This window comes from Streptomyces sp. NPDC026394, from assembly GCF_055567735.1.
On sequence record NZ_JBVHPX010000002.1, the window covers coordinates 694,586 to 718,681 of the forward strand.

Sequence of the window (24,096 nt, forward strand, 5' to 3'; positions counted from 1 at the left end):
CGTGGCACAGGCGCGCACCGCGGGGTGCACCGGGTCGGACCCGGAGGTCACCGCGTGGATCACGGCTGCCATGGAGCGGATCACCGCGTACACCCGGCAGCTCTTCGAGCCGACGGTGATGGCGGTGGTCGCGGACGTGGCGCCGGGAGGCTTGGTGCTCCTCCCGCGCCGCGTCCGCACGGTCACCACGGTGACGCCCGTCTGCGACGGGTACGACCGCCCGTCGCTGCCGTCGTCGGCGTACCGCGTCACCTCGTCTGACGTGCTCGGACAGGTCGACGCGGTGCATCTGGCGTGGGGCGGCTGGGACGACCTGATCGCCGGGACCGAGTCGTGGAACGGCGGCTGGCACGCGCTGTTCGAGGGCTGGGGCGCGGAGCAGGTGAAGGTCGGTGGGGAGTTCGGGTACGCCTCGGTACCCCCCACGGTCGCGCAGGCTACCGCGCTCCTCGCCGCGCATATCCAGGCGCAGGCCGCGCCGTCCGACGCTGACGCCGCGCGTGACCCGCGGCTCGACGTGGACGACGAGGGCAACAACGTCCACATCGAGGACACCGCCGACGAGGCGACGCTCGTCGTCTCGGCTGCCGCGTCGACTGGATCGACGCAGGTAGACGCCCTCCTCGCCCCCTACCTCAACAGCGGCTCGCTGGTCTTGGGGGGCGTGTGATGGCCCGGTACTTCGACACCCGCGCGACCGCCCGGATCAACACCCGCGCGTACGAACGAGGGCTGCGGCGCTACCTCGGCCGTATGTCCGACGACGTGAAGCGCGCCGTCGAGCGCACCGGCACCGACGTGCAGAACGAAGCGAGGAGGCTGGCGCCGGTCGACACCGGGCGACTCCGCTCCTCCATAGTCGCGCGCCAGACCGGCGGCGGACGCCGCGTCGGCTATGAGGTCGGCACCAACGTCAACTACGCGGCAGCAGTCGAGTACGGGACAGCGCCGCACGTCATCGTGCCGAAGAACAAGAAGGCGTTGGCGTGGCCCGGAGCCGCGCACCCGGTCGCCAAGGTCAACCACCCCGGCACCGCTGCCCGGCCCTTCCTGCGGCCGGCCGTGGAGAAGACCTCGTTCTTCTTCCGCTTCCACATGGCCGGTATCCGGGGAGGCCGCTGATGGCCGCGACTACCTCCGGCGCCATCAAGGCGTACTTGGAAGGGCTCGGCTCCGGAGTGCCCGTCTTCCGTGATGGGCCGCGGCCGGGGCAGGCCGAGCCGTACATCGTCGTGCAGGAAGCCGTCAGCGTCGGCCTCGACGGCCGGGCGAACGGCGACTTCGGCGACCCGGCGGCCGAGATCAACATCGTCGAGACCGCCTCTGTCGACTTGATCGAGCGGGCCCGCACCAAGACCGGCGCGGCCACCACTAAGAACGCCGAGCGGTACGGCCTCGCCGAATCCCTCGCCCACGCGCTGCACGGCTGCCGCCTCCCCGCCCATCCCGCACCCGTGCACGCCGTCCGCGTCCGGGACATGGACCGCTTTCCCATCTCCGACAACCGCATCCGGACCTCCATCACCGTCGAGATCCGGCGCGGCCTGCTCTCCGCCGAGGTGACCCCCGCATGACCTCCATGTACATCAGCCTCGATCGCGCCGAGGTCGTCCTCTGCCTCGACCGGCGCATCCCCGCGCAGCCCGGCCGGCCGATGGTCCGCATCCCGGCGGATGCCGAGGTGCAGACCGGCGGCGTCGCCGTCCGTCGCGTCGAGGGCCAGCCCGGATACCTCTACTACCTGCTCGACGGCTGCATCTACGAGCAGGACGCCGGCCGCCTGGACGACCTCCCCGAGCAGATCCCCGGCGCCGTGCTGACGGTCGTGCCGGGCGACATCCCGCCGGACCGGCCACCGTCGACCACACCGGATTACCCGTGGGACCCACCGGTGCCGCCGCCGGACGACGCCACGAACACCCCCGCCGAGTAAGGGCCGGACCCCGGCACCAGGAAGGACACCCACCATGCCGATCAGCCGAGTGACCAAGCTGTACGCGGTGCAGGACGCAAAGCTCGCGCCGCTCACCGCCGACCCCGCTGGCGGTACCCCGACGTACGGGGCGCTCGTTGATGTGCCCGGTATCAAGGAAGTCGAGATCAGCGGCGATGTCGAGGTGAAGGAGCTGCGCGGGGACAACCAGCTCCTCGACTCCGACGCCGCGATCAGCAATGTGACCGTCAGCTTCCCGCACGCCAAGTTGTCGCTCGACGTGCTCGCCGCGCTGATGACCAGCACGGTCACCGATGCCGGGACCGGTGCGACCGAGTCGACCACGTGGGAGCTGGACGGCACTACGCGTCCGACTCCTTTCAAGCTGGAGGCCGTCACACCTGTCAGCGGTGGCGACTTGATCGGTGGGGATGTCCATTTCACCCTGCACCGCTGCGTCATGTCCTCGTTCCCGACCATCGGTCTGGCGGAGGAGGACTACAAGACCCCGGAGGTCGAGGCGCGGGCGCTGCCGCTGATCTCCACCGGCAAGTGGATCAAGGTCACGATCAACAAGACCGCGACCGCCATCGCCGCCACCCCGTGACCGCCGGGCGGGCCGCTCCGTCGCCGCCCGCCCGGCCCCGCTCCATCCGCAGGCCGAAACCCGGCACTGACCCCAGGGAATCACGATGACCACTGGCCTTGACCTGCTCGCCGAGGGCGGGACCATCACCCTCACCGACAGCACCACCGTCGCCTTGCGCTACAGCTTCCGCGCGCTGGCCCTGCTCGAAGCGCGCTTCGGGAGCGTCGCCGCCGTGCAGGACGCCATCGACTCGACCGGCAAGGGCGCGGCTTTCGGCCCGCTCATGCAGATCATCGGCGCGGGAGCACTCGGCCCCGGTGGCTTCGAGCCGCACATCCGCGAGCACCAGGACGCCAAGGGCCAGCGCCGCGTCTCCGGCGACATCGTGTTCCGCCGCCGCACCGACGGCGCCGACCTCGCTGACCTGCTGCACCCCGGCCGCCTCGACGAGTACACGAGCGCTTTCACCGCCGCCCTCGAACGAGCCCTTCAGAGCCAGGGAAACGGCGGAGCGGCGCCGGCCGCCGCGGCTCCGACGATGACGGTTTCCCCTGGGCTGACCTCTACTACCTCGCTGTCGGTGCCCTCCACATTCAGCCCGGCGCCTTCTGGGACATGACGCTGCACCAGCTACTGACGCTGGCCGACCAGCACCGCGCCGCTCACCGCGGCAGCGACGACCGTTCCACCCCGTCTGATGGCAGCTCCCTCGTGGGGCTGGCCATGATGCGCCGCGCCTGAGAGGAGGACCCGCGATGGCGTCTGAGGAGATCAATCTCCCCAACCTCGTCTCGCACTTGCAGGTCAACCTGCAAGGGACGAGCGGCGTCATCGCGGACGCTGCCCGGCAGGGGTCGTCAGTCGGCGCGGCGCTGGGAAACTCGCTGCGGGAGACGCTGCGGGACCAGCTCGCCTACCTCCCCGAGGTCGAACTCGACGCAGACCCGACCGAGCTGGACCGAGACCTCGATCGCGTGCGCCGCGATCTCCAGCGGCTCGCCGACGAGCGCATCGGCGTCGACATCTCCATCGAGGACGCGCTCCGGCGGATGGCCGAGCTGGAGCCGCACCTCGAACGCCTCTCGCAGCAGCATCCGAGCGTGGTCGTGCGAGGCGTCATCGGCGGCGCCCTCGCAGAATTCGCCGAGGTGCGCGAGGCGGCGCGGGCGGTCGACGACACCGACATCGAGATCGACGCCCACGTAGACACTCACAACTCCGAGGCGACGACCGAGCGTCTGCGCGGTGCGCTGTCCCGGCTCGGCGCCATGGGCAGCACCATCGCCGGTATCGGCTCCTCGTTCCTCAAGGTCTCGGCGGCGGTGGGCGCCGTCATGCCGCTCGTCGCTGGTCTGTCCGCCACTCTGGCCAGCATCGCGCCGGCCGCCGGTGTCGGGGCGACGGGCCTGCTCGCTCTGATCACGCTCGTCGGCACTATCAAGATCGCTTTCTCGGGGGTAGGTGAAGCGATCAGTGCGGCGTTCGATCCGTCGAAGCCGGAGGCGTACGCCGAGGCGCTGAAGAAGCTCAGCCCAAACGCCCGCAGCTTCGTCGAGCAACTGCGCTCGATGTCGCCCGAGCTGGACAAGATCAAGCGCGCCGTTCAGGATCGCGTCTTCGTCGGACTGGATACGCAGCTCAAGAGCACCGCGTCGGCGACGCTGCCCGTGTTCCGGCAGGCGCTCACCTCGTCGGCCACGACGCTCAACCAGATGGCCAGCGGGGTCCTGACGACCGCGCGGCACCTCGGCCAGTCCGGCACGCTCGGCGCCGCGCTCAAGGGCGCGACGGCCGGCCTCGCCGGGTTCTCGAAGCTGCCGGCGGTCGCCCTTCAGGGGCTCACGCAGATAGGCGCGGCAGCGGCCCCCGCTTTCCAGCGGCTCGGGGACGCAGCCGCGTCCGGTCTCGGGCGGCTGTCTGCGTCGATGGACGCGGCGTTCAAGTCGGGCGCGATGCGGCAGGCCATCGAGCAGGCCATTGCCCTGATCGGGCAGCTCATCAAGGTCGCGGGCAACATCGCGTCGATCTTCGCGAGCGTCTTCCAGGCCGCGCAGGTCAGTGGCGGTGGCTTCGTCGGGATGCTCCAGTCGATCACCGGCAGCATGCGGCAGGCGTTCGCCAGCCCGGAGGTACAGGGCGGCCTCCGCGCCCTCTTCAGCACCATGGCTCAGCTGGCCCGTACGGCCGGGCCGCTGCTCGCGCAGGCGCTCGGCGTCGTCGGGCAGGTGCTCGCCAAGCTCGGCCCGCCAGCACAGACCCTGATCCGCGCGCTCGGCACTGCGCTTCAGCCCGTGATCCGCGCGCTCGGCCCTGTCCTGGTGCAGGCGGCGGGCGCCGTCGGGCAACTCGTCGTTGCCTGCGCGCCCCTGATTACCGCAGTGGGGCAGATCATCGCAGCCATCCTGCCGGCGCTCGGCCCCGTGTTCGGTGCCCTCGGCAAGATTTTCGCCGCGCTCGCGCCGATCATCGCGCAGATCGCGTCGGGCATCTCCGCGTACCTGTCGCCGGTCCTCTCCGGCCTGGCACAGGTCATCGGCCAGTTGATCACCGGAGCCGCCGATCAGCTCGTCGTCATCCTCAAGAGCCTCGCCCCCCTCGCGCCGCAGATCGCGCAGGCGATGGGCGCCATGGGCCAGGCAATCGGGCAGGTGCTCGTCGCCGTGGCGCCGCTGCTGCCCGCGATCATGCAGCTCGGGACCCAGCTCCTCGCCGGGTTGCTGCCCGCGCTGCTCCCGCTGGTGCAGCCCATCTTGCGCATCGCCACAGTCCTGATTCAGATGGCGGCGGTAGCCATCGGGCAGTACGCCGTCCCGGCGATTCAGGGGCTGGTGGGCTTCATCAACAGTCTGGGCAAGGCGTTCGGCCCCGGCATCGCCGCCGTCCGCGCGCTCGTCAAAGCGATCAGCGTCCCGTTCGAGTGGCTGTACGACCACCTCGTCGGGCACAGCGTCATCCCCGACATGGTCCGAGGCATCGTCTCGTGGCTCGCCGGACTACCCGGCAAGGCGCTGTCGGCGATCTCCTCCCTGCCTGGTTCGTTGGGACGGAAGGCGAGCGAGGCCGCCAGCCGCTTCCGGTACTCCATCGAGACCGGACTCAGCACCGCCGTGGGGTGGCTGCGTGGTCTGCCCGGCCGCGCGCTCTCCGCGCTCGGGGATCTCGGCGGGGTCCTCCGCAGTGCTGGCGCGTCCCTCGTGCGCGGTTTCATCCGCGGCATCGAGTCGGCGATCGGCGGAGTCCAGTCCGTACTGGGACGGCTCACCGCGATGATCCCGGATTGGAAGGGCCCGAAGCGCAAGGACGCATCGCTCCTCACCCCAGCTGGTAAGACGCTGATCAAGGGCCTGATCGACGGCATCACCGCGTCGACCTCCTCTTTGAAGAGCAAGCTGTCGCAGGTCACGACGCTGATTCAGCGCGCGATCGACATCAACGCGGGCAACAGGCGGAAGCGGTCCGGTCTCGGTTCGCTGCTCGCGCGGGTCAAGAAGGACAACGCCGCGTTGGTCAGTCTCGCCCTGCGCCGTGATGCCGCCGCGAAGCGCCTGTCCGACGCGACGAAGAAGCTCAACGACCTCAAGGCCGAGCGGAACAAGGCCGCGTCCGACTTCGCGGGGAAAGCCCTCGGCGAGGCGAACATCGTCACCGGTCACGAGCAGACGAACAGCGTCGCCGCGATCACCGTTGGCCTTCAGCAGTCCCTCGCCAAGACGCAGAAGTTCGCCGACACCCTGGCCGCCCTGAAGAAGAAGGGCGTACGCGGAGACCTCCTCCAGCAGATCGCCGATGCCGGAGTCGCCGCAGGATCGGCCACCGCCGACGCCCTCGCTCGCGCAACGCCTGCGGAGCTGAAGCGGATCAACGACCTTCAGGCGAGGCTCGCCACCGCTGCGAACAAGGTCGGGGCGACCGTCGCCGACCAGATGTACGGCTCCGGCATCCGCGCCGCTCAAGGCCTCGTCAATGGGATCAAGGTCTCGCAGAAGGCGATCGAGGCGCAGATGATCCGCATCGCCAAGGGCATGCAATCCGCGATCAAGAAGGCGCTCGGCATCCGCTCGCCGTCCCGCGTCTTCGCGGAGATCGGGCGACAGACCGGCGAGGGCCTGCGCCGCGGGATGCTCGCCACAACCAGCGCCGTCGCCGCGGCGTCCGCCGCGATGGCCGATGCCGCGACCGGCGCCGCCAGTGCCGCCACCGCTGTCCCCGCGCCGGGGGCCCTGGCCACCGCCTCGGCGGGCGCCGGGCCGGTGTCCAACACCTTCAATCTCTACAGCACCGACGCCACGCCGGACGGCATTCTGCGCGCTCTGTCGTGGGCTGGCCTCGTAGGGAGGCGGTGACCATGCCCTCGTCCGAAGCGATCGGCCGTATCCAGTGGGGCAGTCTGCTGATGGGGCCCGGCACGCCGTACGGCGTCGAGGCCCTGCTCGGCATCGACGACCTGCCGGACGTCCGCGGCGACGACACCGACCGGCCTGCACAGCACGGCACCTACTCCGGGCCCGACTACACCGGAGCCCGTGTGATCCAGGTCGGGCTGGCCATTCGCGGCGACGACCCGACGCACCTCCGCGCGTTGAAGACGGCACTGCGCTCGGCGGCGCAGCCCGGCCAGGCACCGGCCGCGCTTCAGTTCCTCGACTGGGATCTCCTCGCCTACGGCAAGGTCCGGAAGCGGTCGATCCCGTACGACGCCCACTACCTGTGGCGCGTCGGCGAGGCCGCCATCGAGTGGTACTGCCCCGACCCACGCCTGTACTCCCTCGCCGAGCACACCGCCAGCACGACCGCGTACAGCCCGGCGGCCGGCCGCACCTACCCGCTCACCTTCCCGCGGGTGTACGGGCCGGCCGGATCGTCCGGGCGGCTGACCATCTCCAACGCCGGCGACTCCGACGCGTACCCGCTGCTGCGCATCGACGGCCCGGTCGCCCAGCCCATCGTCGAGCACATCGGCACCGGGGCCACCCTCGCCCTGACCGGCACGCTCCAGCCCGGTGAATACCTCGTGGTCGACATCCGTACGCGGGCGGTCCTGCTGATGGGGTCGGCGCCTCGCCGGGACTGGGTGCGGGCGGGGTCGGCGTGGCCGGTGCTGGCGCCGGGCGACAACGAGATCGCATTCCGTGGCGCCGCCCTGCCGGGCGCCCCGGGGCAGACCAGCACGCTCACCGTGACGTGGCGGGACACCAGCCTGTGACTGAGAAGGAGGGCCCGTCGTGGCCGAAGTGAATCCGCCGGCGTGGATGCAGGCGGGCAGCTATCCCGCCCGCAACGACCGGCTCGGCGTCGTCTCGTCGATGCTCTGCTATCCCGGTTTCGCGGTGGACGAGTCGACGCCGCTGCGCATCAGGCAGGGCGTGAAGCCCAGCTACCAGAACTACCAGTTGAAGGTGCGCCCGGCGGCCACACCGAACATGACCGTCACCGTGTCCGCCGGGTACTGCTGGGTGGACAACCACGACGTTGGCGGATACGGCGCGTACTGCTGCGTCAACGACGCCGACAAGATCATCCCCGTTGCGCCTGCGGGCGCGGCCGGGCAGTACCGGCGGGACGCGGTCGTCGCGTCGGTGTACGACGCGGAAACCAGCGGCAGCGTCTCCGAGTGGCGCCTCGAAGTGATCCAGGGCGTGTACGCGGCGAGCGCCGGTGCCGCCGTCCTGCCGACCCTGCCGTCCTCGGCCGTGCTCCTCGCGTCCGTGCTGGTGTCCCCCGGGCAGACGAGCGTCACCGCGGCGAACATCTCCGACCACCGGAACTACAGCGTCAGCGTGGGCGGGATCTTGCCAGTGACCGCCTCGGCCATGCCGCCTCGCCTGCATCCGGGGCAGGTCGTCTACCTGACCGACGCCGATCTCTTCGCGTACGGCCGCTCGGATGGCAGCTACGCCCCGCTCATCCTCGGCAGCGGCGCCGGCGGTTTCGCGCGTAAGAGCGCCGACACCTCCCGCGCGAGCACGGAGACGCTGGCCGTCGACCCGCACCTTTCCGTGGGCGTCGCCACGTACTCGACGTACACGGTGGACGCGTACCTCGTGTACACAGCGGGCACCACCGGTGACATCAACATCGCACTGAACGGTCCCGCGTCGGTCGAAGGGTCATGGTCCGCAGTGGGTTTCGGGCGTGGCGTGCCGCCAGCGAGCGGCGTTGAGGGCTACTCGGTGCGGCTCAACCCGAACACGATCGCGAGCACGCAGCCGCGCTCGTACGGCGGTGATGGCGGGGAAGAGACGCTGCACCTGCGCGGCATCGTGCGCACCGCGGGCACGTCGGGTACGTGCTCGGTGCTGTGGGCGCAGGCCGCGAGCAACAGCACCCCTACGGTCATGCGTGCAGAGTCGTGGCTACGCGTTCAGCGGGTGGCGTGATGGACCTCCTCGACATGGCGCCCGACCTCACCGTCGGCACGGGACAGCAGGGACACACGTACACGTACCTGTTCTGTGACCTGCGCACGGACACGGTCCTCGCGGAACTGCCGCTGAGGGAAGTGAAGTACAGCACCGAGTTGAATGGGATCGGGTCGCTGAGCGCGGTCGTGCCCTACACCGATGACACCCTGCCGCTCGACCCCGACACCGCAACCCGGCCGGGCCGGACCGCCGTGTACGTCGACCGGGACGGCGTTCTCGTGTGGGGCGGGATCGTGTGGACGCGGGACCGCGCCGAGGGCGGCAAGAAGATCCAGGCGGCGGAGTTCCTGTCGTACTTCCAGCGGCGGCACGTGAAGACGACGCTGTCGACGGACCCGTCGGTGCTCCTGAATCCGGCGTATGTACCGGATGGGCAAAAGCTCTACCCTGACCAGCGGTTCATCGTGTGGTCGCTGCTGCGGTACGCCGAGGTGCAGACCGGCGGATCGATCGGCATCGACATCAACAGCATGATCGCGGAGCCGAACAGTGGTGTGTTCCCCACGGTGACTTACTTCGGGTACGAGCGGCCCTCCATCTACGACGCGATCAAGGCGCTCGCCGCCGCCGACAACGGCTTCGACTTCGGCGTCGAAGTGTTCTGGACGCAGCCCGGCAACAACGACGCTCCGTCCAGGGTCCGCCGGATGCGCGTCTGGTACCCGCGGCGCGGCCGGCAGTCGGCCGCCGAGTCCGGGCTCGTGTTCTCCAACGGCGGGCCAGAGCCGTCGATCCTGTCGTACGACTGGCCGGAGAACGGGACCGAGATCGCGACCGAGGTGAGCGCGCTCGGCGCCGGAAACGGCGAGGCCAAGCTGACCAGCGTGCAGCAGGCGGCCGACCTGATCGCCGCCGGATACCCGCTGATCGAGGCCGTCACGACGTACTCGGACGTGCTGGAGCAGCCGAGGCTGGACGCGACCGCGCGGGCCGACCTCGCCGCCCGGACCACGGCGGACGTGCAGCCCAGTTTCGAGGTGATGGCGGACGCCGACCCCGTCTACGGCTCGTACAGCGTGGGCGACGTGGCTCGCTTCGTGATCGAGCCGGACGATCAGAGCCCGACTGGCCGGTCGGCGGAGCTGCGCATCCTGTCCATCGAGGCGACGGCCGGCGCGGGGGCCGAGCGGGTCACGCTGAAGTGCGGGGCGGTGTGAGATGCCGCAGTACGCGAAGTCCCGCGATCCGATGGAGCGGCTGGCGATTCTGGAAGAGCGCCTTGCTCAGCTCGAACGCACGGGCCGCACCACGTCGGAGATCCCGTTCTTCCCGACGGCCAGCCACGGCCTGTTCTGGGAGGACACCGGCGCTTTCGCCACTACGTGGGAGACGATCATCACCCCGCGCGCCGCGGTGGTCAGCCTCGGTCTCGTGTTCATCGGTGACCTCGTCGGCAGCACGTACACAGGTGGGGCGTGGCAGGTCGTACTGAACGACGGCGCCGTCACCGTCGGCTCCGGAGCTGTGCCCCCGTCCGCGACGTACGCCCTGCCGGCAGTGTCGATCGATCTCGGTCTGTACCGCGGGGCTCCTGACCTGAAGATCCAGATCCAGACCCGGCGCACCAGCGGCGCCACGGCCGGCGGGCGGTACGGCGGTGGCGGGGCCATCGGGTCCGCGCCGCGCTTCGCCCGCCAACTCTGAGAGGAACAGCCATGGCCAAGTCGGGACCGCAGCGATACCCCGGCGCGTCGACCGCGTACTGGTACCAGGGCCGGTACGGCGGCGACGCGATGGAATCCAACGTGGTCGTGTGGCACACGACGGAGGGGCGCACGCTGCCGTCGTACGACGGCGGGGCGTCCGCGCCGAACTTCACCGCGGTCCCGGACTTCGCCGCACGCAAGCTGCGCTGGTACCAGCACTTCGACTTCGACACCTCCAGCCGCGCGCTGGTCAACCGCGGCGGCGGGGTGGAGACGAACACCCTGAACGCGTGTCAGGTCGAGATCGTCGGCACGTGCGACCCGGCCACACACCGGCGGTGGGGCAGCACACCGCACCTCTACACGCCGGAGCTGCCCACCTGGGCGATCCGAGATCTCGGCGCATTCGCGCGGTGGGCGCACGACCAGCACGGCGTGCCCCTGGCCTGCGGCGTGCAGTGGCGGGCGTATCCGTCCAGCTACGGCGCGTCCGGCGTACGCATGAGCTACGCCACGTGGAACGCCTACCGCGGGCACTGCGGGCACCAGCACGTGCCCGAGAACGACCACGGCGACCCGGGCGCGCTCCCGATGGCCGCCATTCTCGCCGCCGCCAAGGGCGGCCCGACCCCGGAGGACGACATGGCGCTGACCGACGCCGACGTACGCAAGATCTGGGCGTACCCGCTGATCAACCCCATCGACAAGGGCCCCGACCCCACGCGGCAGGCAGGAACGTATCTGCGGTACGCCGACCACCGGCAGGTCACCCTGCTCGCCCGGCTGGACCGCATCGAAGCCGCCCTCAAGACCATCACCGACCAGCTCAACGCCGGCTCCTGAGAGGAACCCCATGAACACCGCTGCATTCTGGAAGGCGACCGCCGAGCGCGTCGTCCGTACCTTCGCTCAGGCACTGCTCGCCGTCCTCGGCGCCGGCGCGACCGGTGTCATCGATGCCCCGTGGCTCGGCGCGCTGTCGGCCGCCGGGCTCGCCGCGGTCCTGGCCCTGCTCACTGCCATAGCTGCCAGCGGGGGCAGCACGGTCGGGCCCGGCGTCACGGAGTCCGCGGTCGACCGGACGCCGAGACTGATCCCGTAGGAGTCCGATGACGACAGGAATTCCAGGCGTCGATCTCGCCGTGCTCTGGTGCACGGTGGTCGCGGCCGTCGGTACGGCGGCCGGCCTGCTGTATCGGGCACTGCTCGCTCCCCTTCGGCGGCTGACCGTCAGGCTCGGCGACCTCGCCGACGATTGGACGGGCACACCCGCCCGGCCGGGCGTCCCGGCTCGGCCCGGCGTGATGGAGCGGCTGGAGACGATCGAGCGGCAGCTCGCGGACGTGCGGCACGAGGTGCGCCCCAACAGCGGCCACTCGTTGAGGGACGCCGTGGATCGCGTGGATGAGCGCACGCGTCAGATCGTGGACGAGTGACCGAGCTGGCCTCGCCCCGCCCCCGTTCGTCGGGGGCGGGGCACAGAGCTGAGGGGTCACACGTCAGCGAGCGCCCGCAGCACTTCGCGTGTGCCGGACAGATCAGCCAGGACTAGGTTCGCCCCTGCCTCGCGCAGGTCGCCTGCGCTGCTCCGGCCGGTCGCCACACCAACGACCCGAACACCCGCCGTGAGACCTGCTTCTACATCTGCGGGCGTATCGCCGACCAGCACAGCGTCGGACGCCTGTCGATCCGTGCGCTTCAGCGCGATCGTGACCAGCTCCGCGCGCTCCTCGGCATCTTCGCCGTACGCGCCGAGCGACAGGTCGAGGTGGTGGTCCAGGCCGAAGGTGGCCACCTTGACCTCGGCGGCGGCGCGGACGTTGCCGGTCACCACCGTTTGCAGGAGTCCGCGATCCGCCAGCGCGTCAAGGACCGAAGCGGCGCCATTCAGCGCGTGACCCCGCTCCCGAAGCTCAGCCGCGCGCCGGACGTGTCCCTCGCCGAGTGCCTGCGCAAACGCGTCGAAATCCGTACGGCTGGTGGCGAGCCCGTGCAGCTTGGCCGTCTCACGGAAGATGACCGGCTCCGTCAGACCGTCGATCTTCGCCTGCTCCTTCATCTCCAGGCCGGTCACCTGACAGAACGCCTCCGCGAACAGGGACCTCCCAACGCCGCGCGTGTCCACCAGAGTGTGGTCGATGTCCCAGAGCACGAGCTGTGCCATCTGTGCACTCCTCAGTCCGCCGTCTGCCTCACACGTTAGTGAATGCCCTACGCTGCCGACGCTCAGGCTCCTACTCTGCAACTGAACCATCGTGGACGGAGGGAGCGGAGCATGGTCGCTCCAGACCTGCCCATCGGGGACAGGATTCGCCACTACCGCAAGGGCCGCCAGCAAGACGTGGTGGCCGGCCTCGTTGGCATCACGCCCGATTACCTCTCGCAGATCGAACGCGGCCTCAAAGTGCCGTCCCTTCAGATTCTTTACGCCATTGCCCGGGAGCTCGGAGTGCCCATCGCCGCCCTGCTTTCAGACGAAGCCGCCACCGCCCCGGCCCCGCCGCCTACGGCGGAGACCAGCGTGGTGCGAGCCCTCATGGGCTACGGCCCCGCCCTGAGCACACCAGCCTCGGGCCCACGCGATCTACGCGAGCGGATCGAGGCTGCGTGGCGCAGTTGGCAGACCTCACCCACACGGTTCACTGACGCCGCTCACGCCTTACCCACCCTGATCGCTGAAGTCGAGCACTCGGTACGCGCGCACCGGTCGGGCCCCGATATGCAGACGCGCCGGCAGGTGCTCCGAGCAGCGGCCGATCTGTACTTCCTCCTCCGGTCCTACCTGCGTCGGACCGGCCGGCTGGACCTGTCGCTCATGGCCGCTGACCGGGCGGTGCGGGCGGCCGAGGACGCGGACGACCCGCTTCGTGTGGCTGCGGCGCAGTGGAATCTAGGGCATGTCCTGCTGGCTACGGACGAGGCGGACGGGGCTGAGCACGTCGCGATGCAGGGGATCGAGAACCTGCGGTCGGAGATGCCCGACAGCGCGGAGCGCGCGGCCATGACAGGGGCACTTCATCTCGTCACGGTTGTTGCTGCTTCACGGCGCCGCGATTGGGCCGCGGCACGTGACCGCCTGCGGAAGAAGGCGGCCCCGGCCGCCGCGACCGTCGGCGAGGGCAACGTGCTGTGGACGGTGTTCGGGCCCACGAATTGCGACCTTCACCGGGTCTCCGTCGAGATGGAGGCGGGCGAGGTAGGTGAAGCCTTGCACTTGGCGGACCGCGTGGACGTGAGCGCGGTCCAATCGATCGAGCGAGAGTTCACCTTCACCCTGGAGGTGGCCCGCTGCTACGACCTGCGACGCGAGGACGCCGCGACCTTGCTGCACCTGCTGCAACTTGAGTCGCTGGCACCTGAGGACCTGGCGCGCACGCCCATGGCTCGCGCCCTAGTGATGGGCTTGATGCGCCGGGCGCGGGCCATGCACGCTCGGCAGGCGGAGAGCTTGGCCCACCGGCTCGGCGTTCTGTAGAGCCGAGCCCGTGGTACGCCCGAACTGTGGGTTCGGGTGACAGGCTCTGCGCGTGCTTACGGTCCTCCCATGACGACCAAGCCGACTGCGGCTGAGGCCGGGACGGCCTGGCTCGTGCAGTGCAGTGACCAGCCAGCGGCCCTACGCAGGGCATGGGCAGCCGACACGCTTGCGGCCGTGCGGTCGGACGTATGGCGCGTCGTCGAGGCCGACCTACTGCGCTCCATCGACGCCATGCTCCCGCTCTTTCGCGCCGGGGTATTGGGCCCTCTCCTCGTCTCCACTGAGCGCCGGCGCGCGTGGTGGCTCACTGCCTTGAGCGCCGAGGACCAGCTCGTCGGCATATCCGCGCTCACCGTCCGGCCGGCCCGGTGGCCGCTGCTGTGCCCCGAGGTGGGGCAGAGCGCGTACGGCTGCGCCTGGCTGGAGGCGCCGGACGGTACCGGCAAGCTCACCGACCCGATCGCGCTCGGCGCCGCATTCGGCCCGACGAGCACACTCTCCGCGGAGGCATTCCGATGACCACCCCGCCCCTCGCGTTCATCTACGACCGCAACGCCACACGGTCCAGCGCCTACCTCGACATGCGCCTCGACGGCTGCCATGCCTACGCCGCACGTCGGGGCTGGACGGTCGCCGACCGATGGGTCGACCGCGGAGACGATGCGCTCACCGGCACCCGCCCGCAGCTCTCGGCCCTGCTGGAGATCATGCGCAGGGAGGCCCGCATCCGGCCGGTGATCTGCCTGGTGCATTCGTGGGGGCGCCTCTCGGCCGACCCCGAGCAGCGCGTTGCCTTTCAGCAGAGAGTCGCGCGGGCTGGCGACCACGTTCGACGAGTCCGACGAGCGGGCGCACGTCGTACTCGTCGGCCGCGGCGATGCGTGAGCGGTCGCTGGTAGTGGCGTACATAGCCGTACTCGCTGCGGTGTGGGTCACGCTCATCGTCGGCATCAGCCTCGGATGCCACACGTAGTTCGACCCCTGCGTCGCGCGCACCACCACGAGCGGCGCGGGAAGGCGGGCCGACTGGTCTGGGAACCGTCCGCCCGCAGCGCCGTGTGCGGCACGGTGCAGGGCGGCTGCTCGGTCTCGTCCGCCGGGCAGCCGTTCCCCTGGCTCCCACGCCGAGTGTGTCCACCCATGGAGCGGCGTGGGAAGGCGGGTCGGTCGCCGGTCGCGCGGCCGGCCCGCCGCCCCCGAAGGCGGCGCCTCCGTGGTACAGCCCCCCAGGCTCCTCGGTGGTGGCCGGGCTGGGCCCTCGATCTTCGGATCGGGGGCCCTCCTTGTGCGCCCGCAGATGGCGGAAAGCGCCTTTGCTACTCGCCGCTGAGATGGTCTCGGGAGATCGTGCTCCCGCGTGTTCCCGTGGGAGCACGGAACGGTGTTCGGTGGCTCTGGGTGGCGAATAGTGGCGAGCATTGGGTAGTGAATGTCCTGCTTTACGGTATCGCCGCAGGTCACAGTCTGGTCAAAAAACTGGTTCAAGTCCCGTTACTCACCCCAACGAGTAGGGCCCCCGGACGTGAAAGCGTCCGGGGGCCCTAGTCGTTGGTGGGGGTGGAAGCCTGGGGCCGGGGCTGGCGGATCCGAGGGCCCCCGCGTTGGCGGGTGTGACGGCTGACACAGTTGCGGGGTGGGGGTCCTTCGGGGCGGTGCTCCGGGGGACTGAGGGGTCGAGGGGGTGGTGGCCCGGAGGGTCGAGAGACCGAGGGGCCGCCGGTGCCCCGGGGGCCGCCGGTGCCCCGGGGGCCGCCGGCCCGGAGGACCGAGGCCCAGCGCCCCGGCACCCCGGAGGCTCGGCGCTCCGGAGGCCCGGCGCCCTGGAGGCCGGCACCCCGGAGGCCCGGCGCTCCGGTGGCCCCGCAGTCGGCGGCTCAGTAGCCGACGGTGAAGCGCTCCCCGATGTGCTGCGGCTTCTCGATCTCGTCCAGGAGGGCGACGGCGTAGTCCTCGGCGGTGATCCGGCTGACACCCTCCGCGTCGGCGACCAGGTCGTCCAGGGCGGTGCGGTAGGTGCCGGTCCGCTCCCCGGGCTCGATCAGGGCGGCCGGGCTCACGTTGGTCCAGCGCACGTCCGTGACGGTGCGGTAGAAGTCCAGCGCGTCGCCGTGCGCGTGCATGATCTGGAGCAGGAACTCCGGCAGGCCCTCCGCGTCCCAGACCTGCTTGCCGTCCGGCGTACGGAGCGAGCCTGCGCCGCCCACGGAGATCAGCCGGGGCGCGGCCTCGCCGAGCGTGCGCACACCCGCGACCAGGGACTCGGCCGAGGGCTTGATCGTCGCGAGGTGCCCCGGGCCGTCACCGCCGCCCACCGCGCTGACCAGGACGTCCTGGCCCTGGGCCGCGGCCGCCACGGAGGCCGGGTCGAGGATGTCGCCGGTGGTCACGGTCAGGTTCGGGTCGGTCTTGGTGATCTTCGCGGGGTCGCGGACGACCGCGGTGACCTGGTGCCCGCGGCGCAGCGCCTCGTCGAGGACGCGGCTGCCGATGGTGCCGTTGGCTCCGAAAATGGCGATCTTGGACATGGCGGTACTCCCTGTGCCCCTGCCGGGGCGTGGTCTGGCTCGGGTCCGGCTTTCCGTTTTCCGTCATCAGCCGGGCTGACGTCTTCTACGCTAGGGGCGCGAACTCAACATACCGGGGTAGGCACGGGACCAACGATGGTGAAAAACCGACACGCCGCACAGGACGCCGGGGAGAGCATCCCGGAAGTCCCCTTCACCGCGCCGGCCGGACGACCCGCCGGGGTGGAAGTGCTGACCCTCGCCGAGCTGCGCGACCGCGCCGACTCCTGCGCCCTCGCGGTACCGCACCGTCCGGACTTCCACCATCTCCTGGTGGTGGACACCGGACATCTCCGGCACACCGTGGACTTCCGAAAGTATGAGCTGTCCGCGAATGACTGGATGTGGGTGCGTCCGGGACAGGTTCACCACTTCGGTGATTTGTCCCGGGCCGAGGGGCGGCTGGTGCTGTTCGAATCCGGCTTTCTCGATCCGGTGACGGCGGCCGCGGCCCGGCTGGAGGACTGGTTCGGCCCCGCAGCGCTCCGGCCGGCGGGAGAAGAGGCGCAGGCGGTCGAGGCTGCCCTGCGCCACCTCCACCAGGAATTCGGGGCGCTGCGCGGCCTGCCCCTGGAGACGCACATCGAGGTGCTGCGGCACCTGCTGGCCGTACTGGTCCTGCGGGCCGCCCGGCTGTCCGTACGGGACGAGGGGGCGCGGGGCGAGGGAGCATGGGGCGGGAGCGACGTACGGGACGGGAGCGGCGTACGGGATCGAGGGGCGCGGGGCGGGGGCGCGCGGGGCCCGGGGGCGCGGGACGGCCGCGCGGCGGACGGCGAAGGCGGCGGTGTCTGCGAGGCGAGCGAGACCTTTCTCCGCTTCCGCGACGCGGTGGAGCGCGGCTTCACCCGCAGCCGCCGCGTCGAGGACTACGCGCGGGCGCTCGGCTACTCGCCCCGCACCCTCTCCCGCGCGACCGCCGCCGCCACCGGCGTGGGCGCGAAGGAGTTCATCGACCGTCGCGTGGTGCTGGAGGCCAAGCGGCTGCTGGCCCACGGCGACCAGACCGCCGCCCGGATCGCCGTACGCCTCGGCTTCGCCGACGCCGCGAACTTCGCCAAGTTCTTCCAGCACCGTACGGGCAGTACGCCGATCTCCTTCCGTGCGGAGGTACGCAGCCCGGAGTGAGGCCGCGGCGTGCGGAGCGGGGCGGAGGCCGGGCACGCCGGAGGGGGCGCGCGCCGGGCCGTGTGCCGGAACCAGTGGGAGCGCTCCCAAGGATTGGGGCGGGCGAGCGGGCCGTCAAGAGGGAAGGGACACGCGTCCGACACGGGCTCCTGTGGCGAGAATTAAGCAACTCGCCTTTGAAATACGGTGAGTTGGCACTAACCTCCCGGCAACCAGTGGGAGCGATTCCATCCGTCGCGGGCCACCGTGCCCGCGGACGACCCGAGGAGTCGCCCATGCGCAGACCGTTACGCCTGTACGCGCTGGCGGTGACCGCGGTACTCGCTCTACCGGGCGCGTCACCGTCCACCCCGGCAGCCCCGGCCGCCTCGGCCACACCGCCCACCTCAGCCCTCTCGGCCACACCGCCCACCGCCTCGGACCCAGCGCTCACCGCGGCCTCCCCGGCCCCCTCGGTCACACCGCTCACGATGGCCGCCTCGGCCGTCTCGGTCACCCCATCCACCCCAGTAGCCCCACCCGCAACCGTTCCCTCGGCCGCTTCCCCCGCATCCGGCGCTTCCCGGGCCGCGCCGCCGCAGTTGCGCGTCGAGGGCCACCGTTTCGTCGACCGCGCCGGCACCCCGCACCGCCTGCTCGGGGTGAACCGTTCCGGCGCCGAGTTCTCGTGCGTACAAGGCCGCGGGATCTTCGACGGCCCGGTGGACGACGCGTCCGTCGCGGCGATCGCGGGCTGGGGCGCCAACGCCGTCCGCATCCCGCTCAACGAGGAGTGCTGGCTGGGCACGACCAACATCGACCCCCGGTACGCGGGCGCCGCCTACACCTCGGCCGTGCGCGACTACGTACGGCGGCTGACGGCCCACGGCCTGACGCCGGTACTCGAACTGCACTGGAGCCACGGCCGCTACACCGGCCCCTCGGCCGGCTGCGCCGACGAACACGCGAGCTGCCAGAAACCCATGCCGGACCGGCGCCACTCCCCCGCCTTCTGGTCCTCGGTCGCCGGCACCTTCAAGAACACGCCCGAGGTCGTGTTCGACCTGTTCAACGAGCCGTACCCGGACCGCGCGACCCCGGACACCGAACGCGCCTGGGCCTGCTGGCGGGACGGCGGGAACTGCCCCGGCATCGGCTACGAGGTCGCCGGGATGCAGACCCTGGTGGACGCCGTACGGGCCACCGGCGCCCGCAACCCGGTCCTGGTGGGCGGTCTCGCGTACGCCAACGACCTCAGCCGGTGGACCGCGTACGCGCCGAAGGACCCGGCGGGCAATCTCGCGGCCGCCTGGCACGTGTACAACTTCAACGCCTGCGCCGACGAGGGCTGCTGGTCCCGGACGCTGGGGCCGGTCGCCGACCGCGTGCCGCTCGTCACCGGCGAGATCGGCGAGAACACCTGCGCCCACGCCTTCACCGACCGCGTCATGCGGTGGCTGGACGGGCGCCGGGCGTCGTACCTGGGCTGGACCTGGAACACCTGGGACTGCGCCGCCGGACCGGCCCTCATCCGCGACTACGCCGGGACGCCCACCGCGTACGGCGTGGGGCTTCGTGACCACCTGCGCGCCCTGAACCCGGCGTGAGTCCGGGGCCGAGACGCGTACTGGATCCCGTACCCAGAAAGGACGACCCGCTCATGAGACGTTCCGCTGAACACCTTTCCACCGCGCCCGACCGGCGCCGCACCGCGCAGCACCGCACCCGCTCCGTACGGAACCGCGCCGCCCGACGCCGCAACCGGGCCGTCGCGCTCGCGGCCTGCGCCCTGCTGACCGCCGCCGGGGCCGCCGACGTCCTGCGGGGCACCGCATACGCCGCACCGGACGCTGCCCGCGTCGACAACCCGTACGCGGGTGCGGGCGTCTACGTGAACCCGGAGTGGTCGGCGAAGGCCGCGGCCGAGCCGGGCGGCGGCAAGGTCGCCGGTTAGCCGACCGGCGTCTGGCTCGACCGCATCGCGGCCATCGGCGGCACCGGCGGCTCGATGGGCCTGCGTGGCCATCTGGACGCCGCCTTACGGCAGGCGGCGGGCCGGCCGCTCGTCGTCCAGCTGGTCATCTACAACCTGCCGGGGCGGGACTGCGCGGCGCTCGCCTCCAACGGCGAACTGGGGCCGACGGAGATCGACGCGTACAAGACCCGCTACATCGACCCCGTCGCGGCCGTCCTCGCCGACCCGAAGTACGCGTCGCTGCGGATCGTGACCACCGTGGAGATCGACTCGCTGCCCAACCTCGTCACCAACACCGGCGGGCGGGCCACCGCCACGCCGCAGTGCGACGCCATGCTCGCCAACGGCAACTACGTCAAGGGCGTCGGGTACGCGCTCAACAGACTCGGCGCGGTCCCGAACGTCTACAACTACGTGGACGCCGGGCACCACGGCTGGATCGGCTGGGACGACAACTTCGGCGCGTCGGCGCGGCTGCTGCACCAGGCCGCCACGGCCGAGGGCAGCACGGTCGACAAGGTGCACGGCTTCATCACCAACACCGCCAATTACAGCGCGCTGAAGGAGGAGAACTTCGCCCTGGGCGACAGCGTGGCGGGCCGGTCGGTACGGGAGTCGAAGTGGGTGGACTGGAACCGTTACGCCGACGAGCTGTCGTTCGCCCAGGCGTTCCGGCAGGAGGCGGTGCGGGCCGGGTTCCGCCCGGATGTGGGCATGCTGATCGACACCTCGCGCAACGGCTGGGGCGGCAGCGCGCGGCCCGCCGGCCCCGGGCCGCGGACGAGTGTGGACACGTACGTGGACGCGGGCCGGTACGACCGCAGGCTGCACGTCGGAAACTGGTGCAACCAGGCGGGGGCGGGGCTGGGCGAACGCCCTCGGACGGCTCCGGCGGCGGGCATCGACGCGTACGTATGGATGAAGCCGCCGGGTGAGTCGGACGGTTCCAGCTCAGCCGTCCCGAACAGCGAGGGCAAGGGCTTCGACCGGATGTGCGACCCGACGTACGAGGGCAACCCGCGCAACAACCACCACCGATCGGGCGCACTGCCGGACGCGCCCCTGTCCGGACACTGGTTCCCGGCGCAATTCCGGGAGCTGCTGAAGAACGCGTATCCGGCGGTGTAGGGCGACGGGGGCGGGCCGGCCCCGGGGGCAAGGCGGGGGCAAAACCCCAGGGGCGCAAGGCACGGGGGCTGAGGCACGGGGGGGTGTAAGCCCCCCGGGGCCGGTCCCAGGATCGGGGACAGTCCCAGAGCCGGAGCAAGCCCGGGGTCGAGGCAAGCCCGGAGCTCGCGGCGGGCCCAGGCCGGGCCGATCCCGGGCCGGGCCGGCCCCAGGCTCGGGGCCGGACTCAGACCCGGGACCAGTCCCAGGCCAAGGGCCGGACTCAGCTCGAAACCGGGCCTCTGGCCCCAGGCCACCCCTTGGGCCAGAGGCGGACCCAAAGCCCGGTCCAGGTCCCGGGCCAGGCTCAGGATCGGCGCCGGGCCCAGACCCGGGGCCAGCCCCTGAGACGGGGACGGACCCATAGCCGGGGCCGGCCCCAGCCTCGGGGCCAGTCCCGGGGCCGGGGCCGGTCCCGGGGCTCGGGGCGCGGCCGGGCCGGTTCCAGGCTCGAAGCCGGACCCAGCTCCTGGGACGAAGGCGGGCGCAGAGCCGGGGCCGGACCCAGGCCCCAGGCCAGCCCCGAACTCGGGCCATGCCACCGGACTTGGGGGCGGTCATTCGCGACGCTCAGGACGACTCCCGTCGCACCAGCTCCGTCGGGAGCACCAGGTGGCGCCCGGCCGGGGCGGCCTCGTCGGCCGGGCCCGCCGTTCCGGCTGTTCCGGCCGACCGGGCCGAGCCGGCCGCCGAGCGCGGGTGCGGGCCGCTGCCCTCCGTCTCCCCGGTGATCTGTGCCATCAGCAGTCCCGCCATCGCCCGGCCCATCTCCTCGATCGGCTGGCGGACGCTGGTGAGCGGCGGGTCCATGTGCCGGGCGATGGCGGAGTCGTCGAAGCCGACCAGGGCCACGTCGTCCGGAATGCGGCGGCCCGCCGTACGCAGTTCCTGGCGGGCGCCCGCGGCCATCACGTCCGAGGCGCAGAAGACGGCGTCCAGGGCGGGGCGGCGGGCGAGCAGTTCGCGCAGGGCGCGCCGGCCTCCCTCCTCGGTGAAGTCGCCGTGGGCGACGAGGGCGTCGTCCTCGGGGTGGCCGGCGGCGCGTACGGCCCGGCGGTAGCCGTCGAGGCGGCAGTGGGCCACGTACATGTCGGGCGGCCCGGCGATGGTGGCGACCTGGCGCCGGCCGCGGCCGATGAGGTGTTCCAGGGCACTCTGCGCGCCGCCGGTGTTGTCGGAGTCCACGTACGGAACGGTTTCCCCGGCGGTACGGCGGCCGTTCAGGACGGTCGGGATCGCCATCCGGCCCAGCAGGTCGGGCAGCGGGTCGTCACCGTGCACGGAGACCAGCAGGACGCCGTCGACGCGGTGCGCGGCGAGGTAGTCGGCGAAGCGGCGCCGCTCCTTGGTCGTACGGATCAGGGTGAGCAGCAACTGCATGTCGTGGTCGGCCAGTCCGGCGCTGACGCCGCGCAGGATGCCGGAGAAGTAGGGCTCGGCGAAGAGCCGGGTCTCGGCTTCCGGTACGACCAGGGCGACCGTGTCGGCGCGGTGGCCGGCCAGGGCGCGGGCGGCGCGGTCGGGTACGTAGCCGAGGTCGGCGACGGCCTGCTGCACCAGGGAGCGGGTCCGTTCGCTGACCCGGGGCGAGCCGTTGATCACGCGGGAGACCGTGCCGCGGCCGACGCCCGCGCGCGCGGCGACCTCTTCGAGGGTGGGCCTGCCGCCCCCGCGCCGTCCGCCTGCTGCCATCGCCGCCTCCGCCTGCCGTCCTGGCCGTACATTCAACAACGAACCGTCCGGCGGGTGTTGGCGCGCGAGCCCTTGACATGCGCACCCGGGAACGGCGACCCTTCACCTCATCACGACTGGGAGCGCTCCCACAGTACTGGACACCCCACATCCCGCACGTACGGTCTGCAGGGCACCAGGAGGAGACGCCATGCGAACGACGATCCGCGGCACCCGTCGGCGGGCGGCGGCCCTCACCGCCGCCGCCGTGCTCGGGGCCGCGCTGCTCGGCGGCTGCGCCGAGGACAGCGACACCCCCGGCGTGAAGGGCTCGTCGGGAGCCGCCGCCGGGAAGACCACCCTGACGGTCGGCGTATTCGGCGTCTTCGGCTACAAGCAGGCCGGGCTCTACGACGCGTACATGAAGCTGCACCCGGACATCACGATCAAAGAGACTTCGATCGAGCGGAACGAGAACTACTACCCGCAGCTCCTCACCCACCTGAGCACGGGCAGCGGGCTCGCCGACATCCAGGCGGTCGAGGTCAACAACATCGCCGAGGTCACCGCCACCCAGGCGGGCAAGCTCGTCGACCTCTCGAAGGCGCCGGGCGTACGGAAGGCCGACTTCATCCCCTGGAAGTGGGCACAGGCGACCAACGCGAGCGGCAGGACCGTGGGCCTGGGCACGGACATCGGGCCGATGGCGATCTGCTACCGCAAGGACCTCTTCGCCAAGGCCGGACTGCCGACCGACCGGAACGCGGTGGCCAAACTCTGGGCCGGCGACTGGGGGAAGTACCTCGACGTCGGCAAGCGCTTCCAGGACAAGGCGCCGGCGGGCACGTCCTTCGTGGACTCCGCCTCCGGTGTGTACAACGCGGTGATCTCCAGCAGCGCCGAACGCTATTACGACCGGAACGGCAAGCTGGTCTACAAGGACAGCCCGTCGGTGCGGCAGGCGTGGGACGCGGCGATGCGGGCGGCGACGGGCAAACTGACCGCCCGGCTCCAGCAGTTCCAGAAGTCCTGGGACCAGGCGTACGCCAACGGGCGCTTCGCGACGGTCTCCTGCCCGCCGTGGATGCTCGGCTACATCAAGGAGAAGTCCGGGGACCAGGGCCGCGACAAGTGGGACGTGGCCGCCGCACCCAAGCCCGGGAACTGGGGCGGCTCGTTCCTCGCCGTCCCGGAAGCGGGCCGGCACAAGAGCGAGGCGGTCAAGCTGGCGGCCTGGCTGACCGCGCCCGAGCAGCAGGCGAAGCTGTTCACGAAGCAGGCCAGCTTCCCCAGCGCCCGGGCGGCGTACGGGCTGCCCGCGGTGTCCGGCGCCAAGCACCCGTACTTCGGGGACGCGCCGATCGGCAAGATCTTCGCCGCGGCGGCCGAGGGAATCCCCGACCAGGTCCTCGGCCCGAAGGACCTCACCGTCAACCAGAACATCACCGATGTGGGGGTGCTCCAGGTCGACCAGCAGGGCAAGACCCCCGAACAGGGCTGGCGGGCAGCGGTCGAGTCGATCGACAACGCGCTGGACCAGTGAG

Annotated in this window: 24 protein-coding genes and 1 pseudogene; 22 read left to right on the plus strand and 3 right to left on the minus strand. The window is 71.3% G+C overall.

Translation table 11 applies throughout. The features are described 5' to 3' along the window. Window positions 1-70 precede the first annotated feature (70 nt). From ACZ4QV_RS07195 to ACZ4QV_RS07265, 15 genes are all read left to right on the plus strand, one after another. Complete coding sequence (locus ACZ4QV_RS07195) at window positions 71-670, plus strand: hypothetical protein (RefSeq protein ID WP_467762655.1); 600 nt, start codon at window positions 71-73, stop codon at window positions 668-670. Beyond that, window positions 670-1,122, plus strand: coding sequence for an HK97-gp10 family putative phage morphogenesis protein (locus ACZ4QV_RS07200; protein WP_361591911.1), 453 nt, complete (start codon window positions 670-672; stop codon window positions 1,120-1,122). The genes ACZ4QV_RS07195 and ACZ4QV_RS07200 overlap by 1 nt, the downstream gene beginning before the upstream one ends. Beyond that, window positions 1,122-1,574 (plus strand): hypothetical protein, encoded by a 453-nt coding sequence (locus ACZ4QV_RS07205; RefSeq protein WP_361591909.1) that lies wholly within the window; start codon window positions 1,122-1,124, stop codon window positions 1,572-1,574. Before ACZ4QV_RS07200 ends, ACZ4QV_RS07205 begins: the two co-directional genes overlap by 1 nt. Then, window positions 1,571-1,933: a hypothetical protein gene (locus ACZ4QV_RS07210; protein WP_361591907.1), complete on the plus strand. Its 363-nt coding sequence runs from the start codon at window positions 1,571-1,573 to the stop codon at window positions 1,931-1,933. The genes ACZ4QV_RS07205 and ACZ4QV_RS07210 overlap by 4 nt, the downstream gene beginning before the upstream one ends. Window positions 1,934-1,967: 34 nt before the next feature. Continuing rightward, a complete protein-coding gene (locus tag ACZ4QV_RS07215) occupies window positions 1,968-2,540 on the plus strand; it encodes a major tail protein (protein ID WP_361591905.1) in 573 nt (190 codons plus the stop codon). Between the two features lie 85 nt (window positions 2,541-2,625). Further along, window positions 2,626-3,141, plus strand: a complete 516-nt coding sequence (locus tag ACZ4QV_RS07220) for a hypothetical protein (RefSeq protein WP_361591903.1) — start codon at window positions 2,626-2,628, stop codon at window positions 3,139-3,141. After that, on the plus strand, window positions 3,114-3,263 hold the full coding sequence (locus tag ACZ4QV_RS07225; RefSeq protein ID WP_361591994.1) for a hypothetical protein: 150 nt from the start codon (window positions 3,114-3,116) through the stop codon (window positions 3,261-3,263). The genes ACZ4QV_RS07220 and ACZ4QV_RS07225 overlap by 28 nt, the downstream gene beginning before the upstream one ends. Before the next feature lie 14 nt (window positions 3,264-3,277). Continuing rightward, a complete protein-coding gene (locus ACZ4QV_RS07230) occupies window positions 3,278-6,865 on the plus strand; it encodes a hypothetical protein (RefSeq protein ID WP_467762656.1) in 3,588 nt (1,195 codons plus the stop codon). A gap of 2 nt (window positions 6,866-6,867) precedes the next feature. Further along, window positions 6,868-7,725 (plus strand): phage distal tail protein, encoded by an 858-nt coding sequence (locus ACZ4QV_RS07235; protein WP_361591899.1) that lies wholly within the window; start codon window positions 6,868-6,870, stop codon window positions 7,723-7,725. 19 nt (window positions 7,726-7,744) lie between these two features. Next, on the plus strand, window positions 7,745-8,899 hold the full coding sequence (locus ACZ4QV_RS07240; protein WP_467762657.1) for a hypothetical protein: 1,155 nt from the start codon (window positions 7,745-7,747) through the stop codon (window positions 8,897-8,899). Continuing rightward, window positions 8,899-10,101, plus strand: coding sequence for a hypothetical protein (locus tag ACZ4QV_RS07245; protein WP_361591895.1), 1,203 nt, complete (start codon window positions 8,899-8,901; stop codon window positions 10,099-10,101). Before ACZ4QV_RS07240 ends, ACZ4QV_RS07245 begins: the two co-directional genes overlap by 1 nt. A 1-nt stretch (window position 10,102) precedes the next feature. Next, entirely contained in the window at window positions 10,103-10,588 is a 486-nt protein-coding gene (locus ACZ4QV_RS07250; protein WP_361591893.1) for a hypothetical protein, read from the plus strand. Window positions 10,589-10,599: 11 nt separating this feature from the next. After that, a complete protein-coding gene (locus ACZ4QV_RS07255) occupies window positions 10,600-11,433 on the plus strand; it encodes a hypothetical protein (protein ID WP_467762658.1) in 834 nt (277 codons plus the stop codon). 10 nt (window positions 11,434-11,443) lie between these two features. Beyond that, window positions 11,444-11,692, plus strand: coding sequence for a holin (locus ACZ4QV_RS07260; protein WP_361585366.1), 249 nt, complete (start codon window positions 11,444-11,446; stop codon window positions 11,690-11,692). Between the two features lie 7 nt (window positions 11,693-11,699). Further along, window positions 11,700-12,026 carry a hypothetical protein gene (locus ACZ4QV_RS07265; RefSeq protein ID WP_361585369.1) on the plus strand — a complete coding sequence of 109 codons (327 nt, stop codon included), beginning with the start codon at window positions 11,700-11,702 and terminating at the stop codon, window positions 12,024-12,026. A gap of 56 nt (window positions 12,027-12,082) precedes the next feature. Here ACZ4QV_RS07265 and ACZ4QV_RS07270 read toward each other — a convergent pair whose 3' ends face one another. After that, window positions 12,083-12,754 (minus strand): HAD family hydrolase, encoded by a 672-nt coding sequence (locus tag ACZ4QV_RS07270; RefSeq protein WP_361585371.1) that lies wholly within the window; start codon window positions 12,752-12,754, stop codon window positions 12,083-12,085. Between the two features lie 111 nt (window positions 12,755-12,865). On the opposite strand from ACZ4QV_RS07270, the gene ACZ4QV_RS07275 reads away from it, so the two are divergent. The 3 genes from ACZ4QV_RS07275 (at window position 12,866) to ACZ4QV_RS07285 (ending at window position 14,967) form a co-directional block, all read left to right on the plus strand. Beyond that, window positions 12,866-14,065 carry a helix-turn-helix transcriptional regulator gene (locus tag ACZ4QV_RS07275; protein WP_361585374.1) on the plus strand — a complete coding sequence of 400 codons (1,200 nt, stop codon included), beginning with the start codon at window positions 12,866-12,868 and terminating at the stop codon, window positions 14,063-14,065. Window positions 14,066-14,242: 177 nt separating this feature from the next. Next, window positions 14,243-14,587, plus strand: a complete 345-nt coding sequence (locus tag ACZ4QV_RS07280) for a hypothetical protein (protein ID WP_361585377.1) — start codon at window positions 14,243-14,245, stop codon at window positions 14,585-14,587. Continuing rightward, complete coding sequence (locus ACZ4QV_RS07285; RefSeq protein WP_467762659.1) at window positions 14,584-14,967, plus strand: recombinase family protein; 384 nt, start codon at window positions 14,584-14,586, stop codon at window positions 14,965-14,967. The genes ACZ4QV_RS07280 and ACZ4QV_RS07285 overlap by 4 nt, the downstream gene beginning before the upstream one ends. Before the next feature lie 975 nt (window positions 14,968-15,942). Here the strand turns inward: ACZ4QV_RS07285 and ACZ4QV_RS07290 are convergent. Beyond that, window positions 15,943-16,593 carry an NAD(P)-dependent oxidoreductase gene (locus ACZ4QV_RS07290; protein WP_361585383.1) on the minus strand — a complete coding sequence of 217 codons (651 nt, stop codon included), beginning with the start codon at window positions 16,591-16,593 and terminating at the stop codon, window positions 15,943-15,945. A 135-nt stretch (window positions 16,594-16,728) separates the two neighbouring features. On the opposite strand from ACZ4QV_RS07290, the gene ACZ4QV_RS07295 reads away from it, so the two are divergent. The 3 genes and pseudogenes from ACZ4QV_RS07295 to ACZ4QV_RS07305 all read left to right on the plus strand — a co-directional run bounded on the left by ACZ4QV_RS07295 (window position 16,729) and on the right by ACZ4QV_RS07305 (window position 20,842). Next, window positions 16,729-17,760: an AraC family transcriptional regulator gene (locus tag ACZ4QV_RS07295; protein WP_361585386.1), complete on the plus strand. Its 1,032-nt coding sequence runs from the start codon at window positions 16,729-16,731 to the stop codon at window positions 17,758-17,760. A 275-nt stretch (window positions 17,761-18,035) separates the two neighbouring features. Further along, complete coding sequence (locus ACZ4QV_RS07300; RefSeq protein WP_361585389.1) at window positions 18,036-19,346, plus strand: glycoside hydrolase family 5 protein; 1,311 nt, start codon at window positions 18,036-18,038, stop codon at window positions 19,344-19,346. 53 nt (window positions 19,347-19,399) lie between these two features. Then, window positions 19,400-20,842: pseudogene (locus ACZ4QV_RS07305) on the plus strand (glycoside hydrolase family 6 protein). A gap of 609 nt (window positions 20,843-21,451) precedes the next feature. Here the strand turns inward: ACZ4QV_RS07305 and ACZ4QV_RS07310 are convergent. Beyond that, window positions 21,452-22,573 carry a LacI family DNA-binding transcriptional regulator gene (locus tag ACZ4QV_RS07310; RefSeq protein WP_361144597.1) on the minus strand — a complete coding sequence of 374 codons (1,122 nt, stop codon included), beginning with the start codon at window positions 22,571-22,573 and terminating at the stop codon, window positions 21,452-21,454. Between the two features lie 190 nt (window positions 22,574-22,763). Between ACZ4QV_RS07310 and ACZ4QV_RS07315 the strand changes: the two genes are divergently transcribed. Beyond that, complete coding sequence (locus tag ACZ4QV_RS07315; RefSeq protein ID WP_361635301.1) at window positions 22,764-24,095, plus strand: ABC transporter substrate-binding protein; 1,332 nt, start codon at window positions 22,764-22,766, stop codon at window positions 24,093-24,095. Window position 24,096: the final 1 nt, after the last annotated feature.

Excerpts from the sequence above, each read along its gene's own strand:
- ACZ4QV_RS07215 (WP_361591905.1), top strand. The coding sequence starts at position 1,968 with ATGCCGATCAGCCGAGTGACCAAGCTGTACGCGGTGCAGGACGCAAAG.
- ACZ4QV_RS07200 (WP_361591911.1), top strand. The coding sequence starts at position 670 with ATGGCCCGGTACTTCGACACCCGCGCGACCGCCCGGATCAACACCCGC.
- ACZ4QV_RS07235 (WP_361591899.1), top strand. The coding sequence starts at position 6,868 with ATGCCCTCGTCCGAAGCGATCGGCCGTATCCAGTGGGGCAGTCTGCTG.
- ACZ4QV_RS07260 (WP_361585366.1), top strand. The coding sequence starts at position 11,444 with ATGAACACCGCTGCATTCTGGAAGGCGACCGCCGAGCGCGTCGTCCGT.
- ACZ4QV_RS07205 (WP_361591909.1), top strand. The coding sequence starts at position 1,122 with ATGGCCGCGACTACCTCCGGCGCCATCAAGGCGTACTTGGAAGGGCTC.
- ACZ4QV_RS07290 (WP_361585383.1), bottom strand. The coding sequence starts at position 16,593 with ATGTCCAAGATCGCCATTTTCGGAGCCAACGGCACCATCGGCAGCCGC.
- ACZ4QV_RS07285 (WP_467762659.1), top strand. The coding sequence starts at position 14,584 with ATGACCACCCCGCCCCTCGCGTTCATCTACGACCGCAACGCCACACGG.
- ACZ4QV_RS07230 (WP_467762656.1), top strand. The coding sequence starts at position 3,278 with ATGGCGTCTGAGGAGATCAATCTCCCCAACCTCGTCTCGCACTTGCAG.
- ACZ4QV_RS07245 (WP_361591895.1), top strand. The coding sequence starts at position 8,899 with ATGGACCTCCTCGACATGGCGCCCGACCTCACCGTCGGCACGGGACAG.
- ACZ4QV_RS07195 (WP_467762655.1), top strand. The coding sequence starts at position 71 with ATGGAGCGGATCACCGCGTACACCCGGCAGCTCTTCGAGCCGACGGTG.
- ACZ4QV_RS07275 (WP_361585374.1), top strand. The coding sequence starts at position 12,866 with ATGGTCGCTCCAGACCTGCCCATCGGGGACAGGATTCGCCACTACCGC.
- ACZ4QV_RS07295 (WP_361585386.1), top strand. The coding sequence starts at position 16,729 with ATGGTGAAAAACCGACACGCCGCACAGGACGCCGGGGAGAGCATCCCG.
- ACZ4QV_RS07220 (WP_361591903.1), top strand. The coding sequence starts at position 2,626 with ATGACCACTGGCCTTGACCTGCTCGCCGAGGGCGGGACCATCACCCTC.
- ACZ4QV_RS07310 (WP_361144597.1), bottom strand. The coding sequence starts at position 22,573 with ATGGCAGCAGGCGGACGGCGCGGGGGCGGCAGGCCCACCCTCGAAGAG.
- ACZ4QV_RS07255 (WP_467762658.1), top strand. The coding sequence starts at position 10,600 with ATGGCCAAGTCGGGACCGCAGCGATACCCCGGCGCGTCGACCGCGTAC.
- ACZ4QV_RS07265 (WP_361585369.1), top strand. The coding sequence starts at position 11,700 with ATGACGACAGGAATTCCAGGCGTCGATCTCGCCGTGCTCTGGTGCACG.
- ACZ4QV_RS07270 (WP_361585371.1), bottom strand. The coding sequence starts at position 12,754 with ATGGCACAGCTCGTGCTCTGGGACATCGACCACACTCTGGTGGACACG.
- ACZ4QV_RS07250 (WP_361591893.1), top strand. The coding sequence starts at position 10,103 with ATGCCGCAGTACGCGAAGTCCCGCGATCCGATGGAGCGGCTGGCGATT.
- ACZ4QV_RS07300 (WP_361585389.1), top strand. The coding sequence starts at position 18,036 with ATGCGCAGACCGTTACGCCTGTACGCGCTGGCGGTGACCGCGGTACTC.
- ACZ4QV_RS07315 (WP_361635301.1), top strand. The coding sequence starts at position 22,764 with ATGCGAACGACGATCCGCGGCACCCGTCGGCGGGCGGCGGCCCTCACC.
- ACZ4QV_RS07210 (WP_361591907.1), top strand. The coding sequence starts at position 1,571 with ATGACCTCCATGTACATCAGCCTCGATCGCGCCGAGGTCGTCCTCTGC.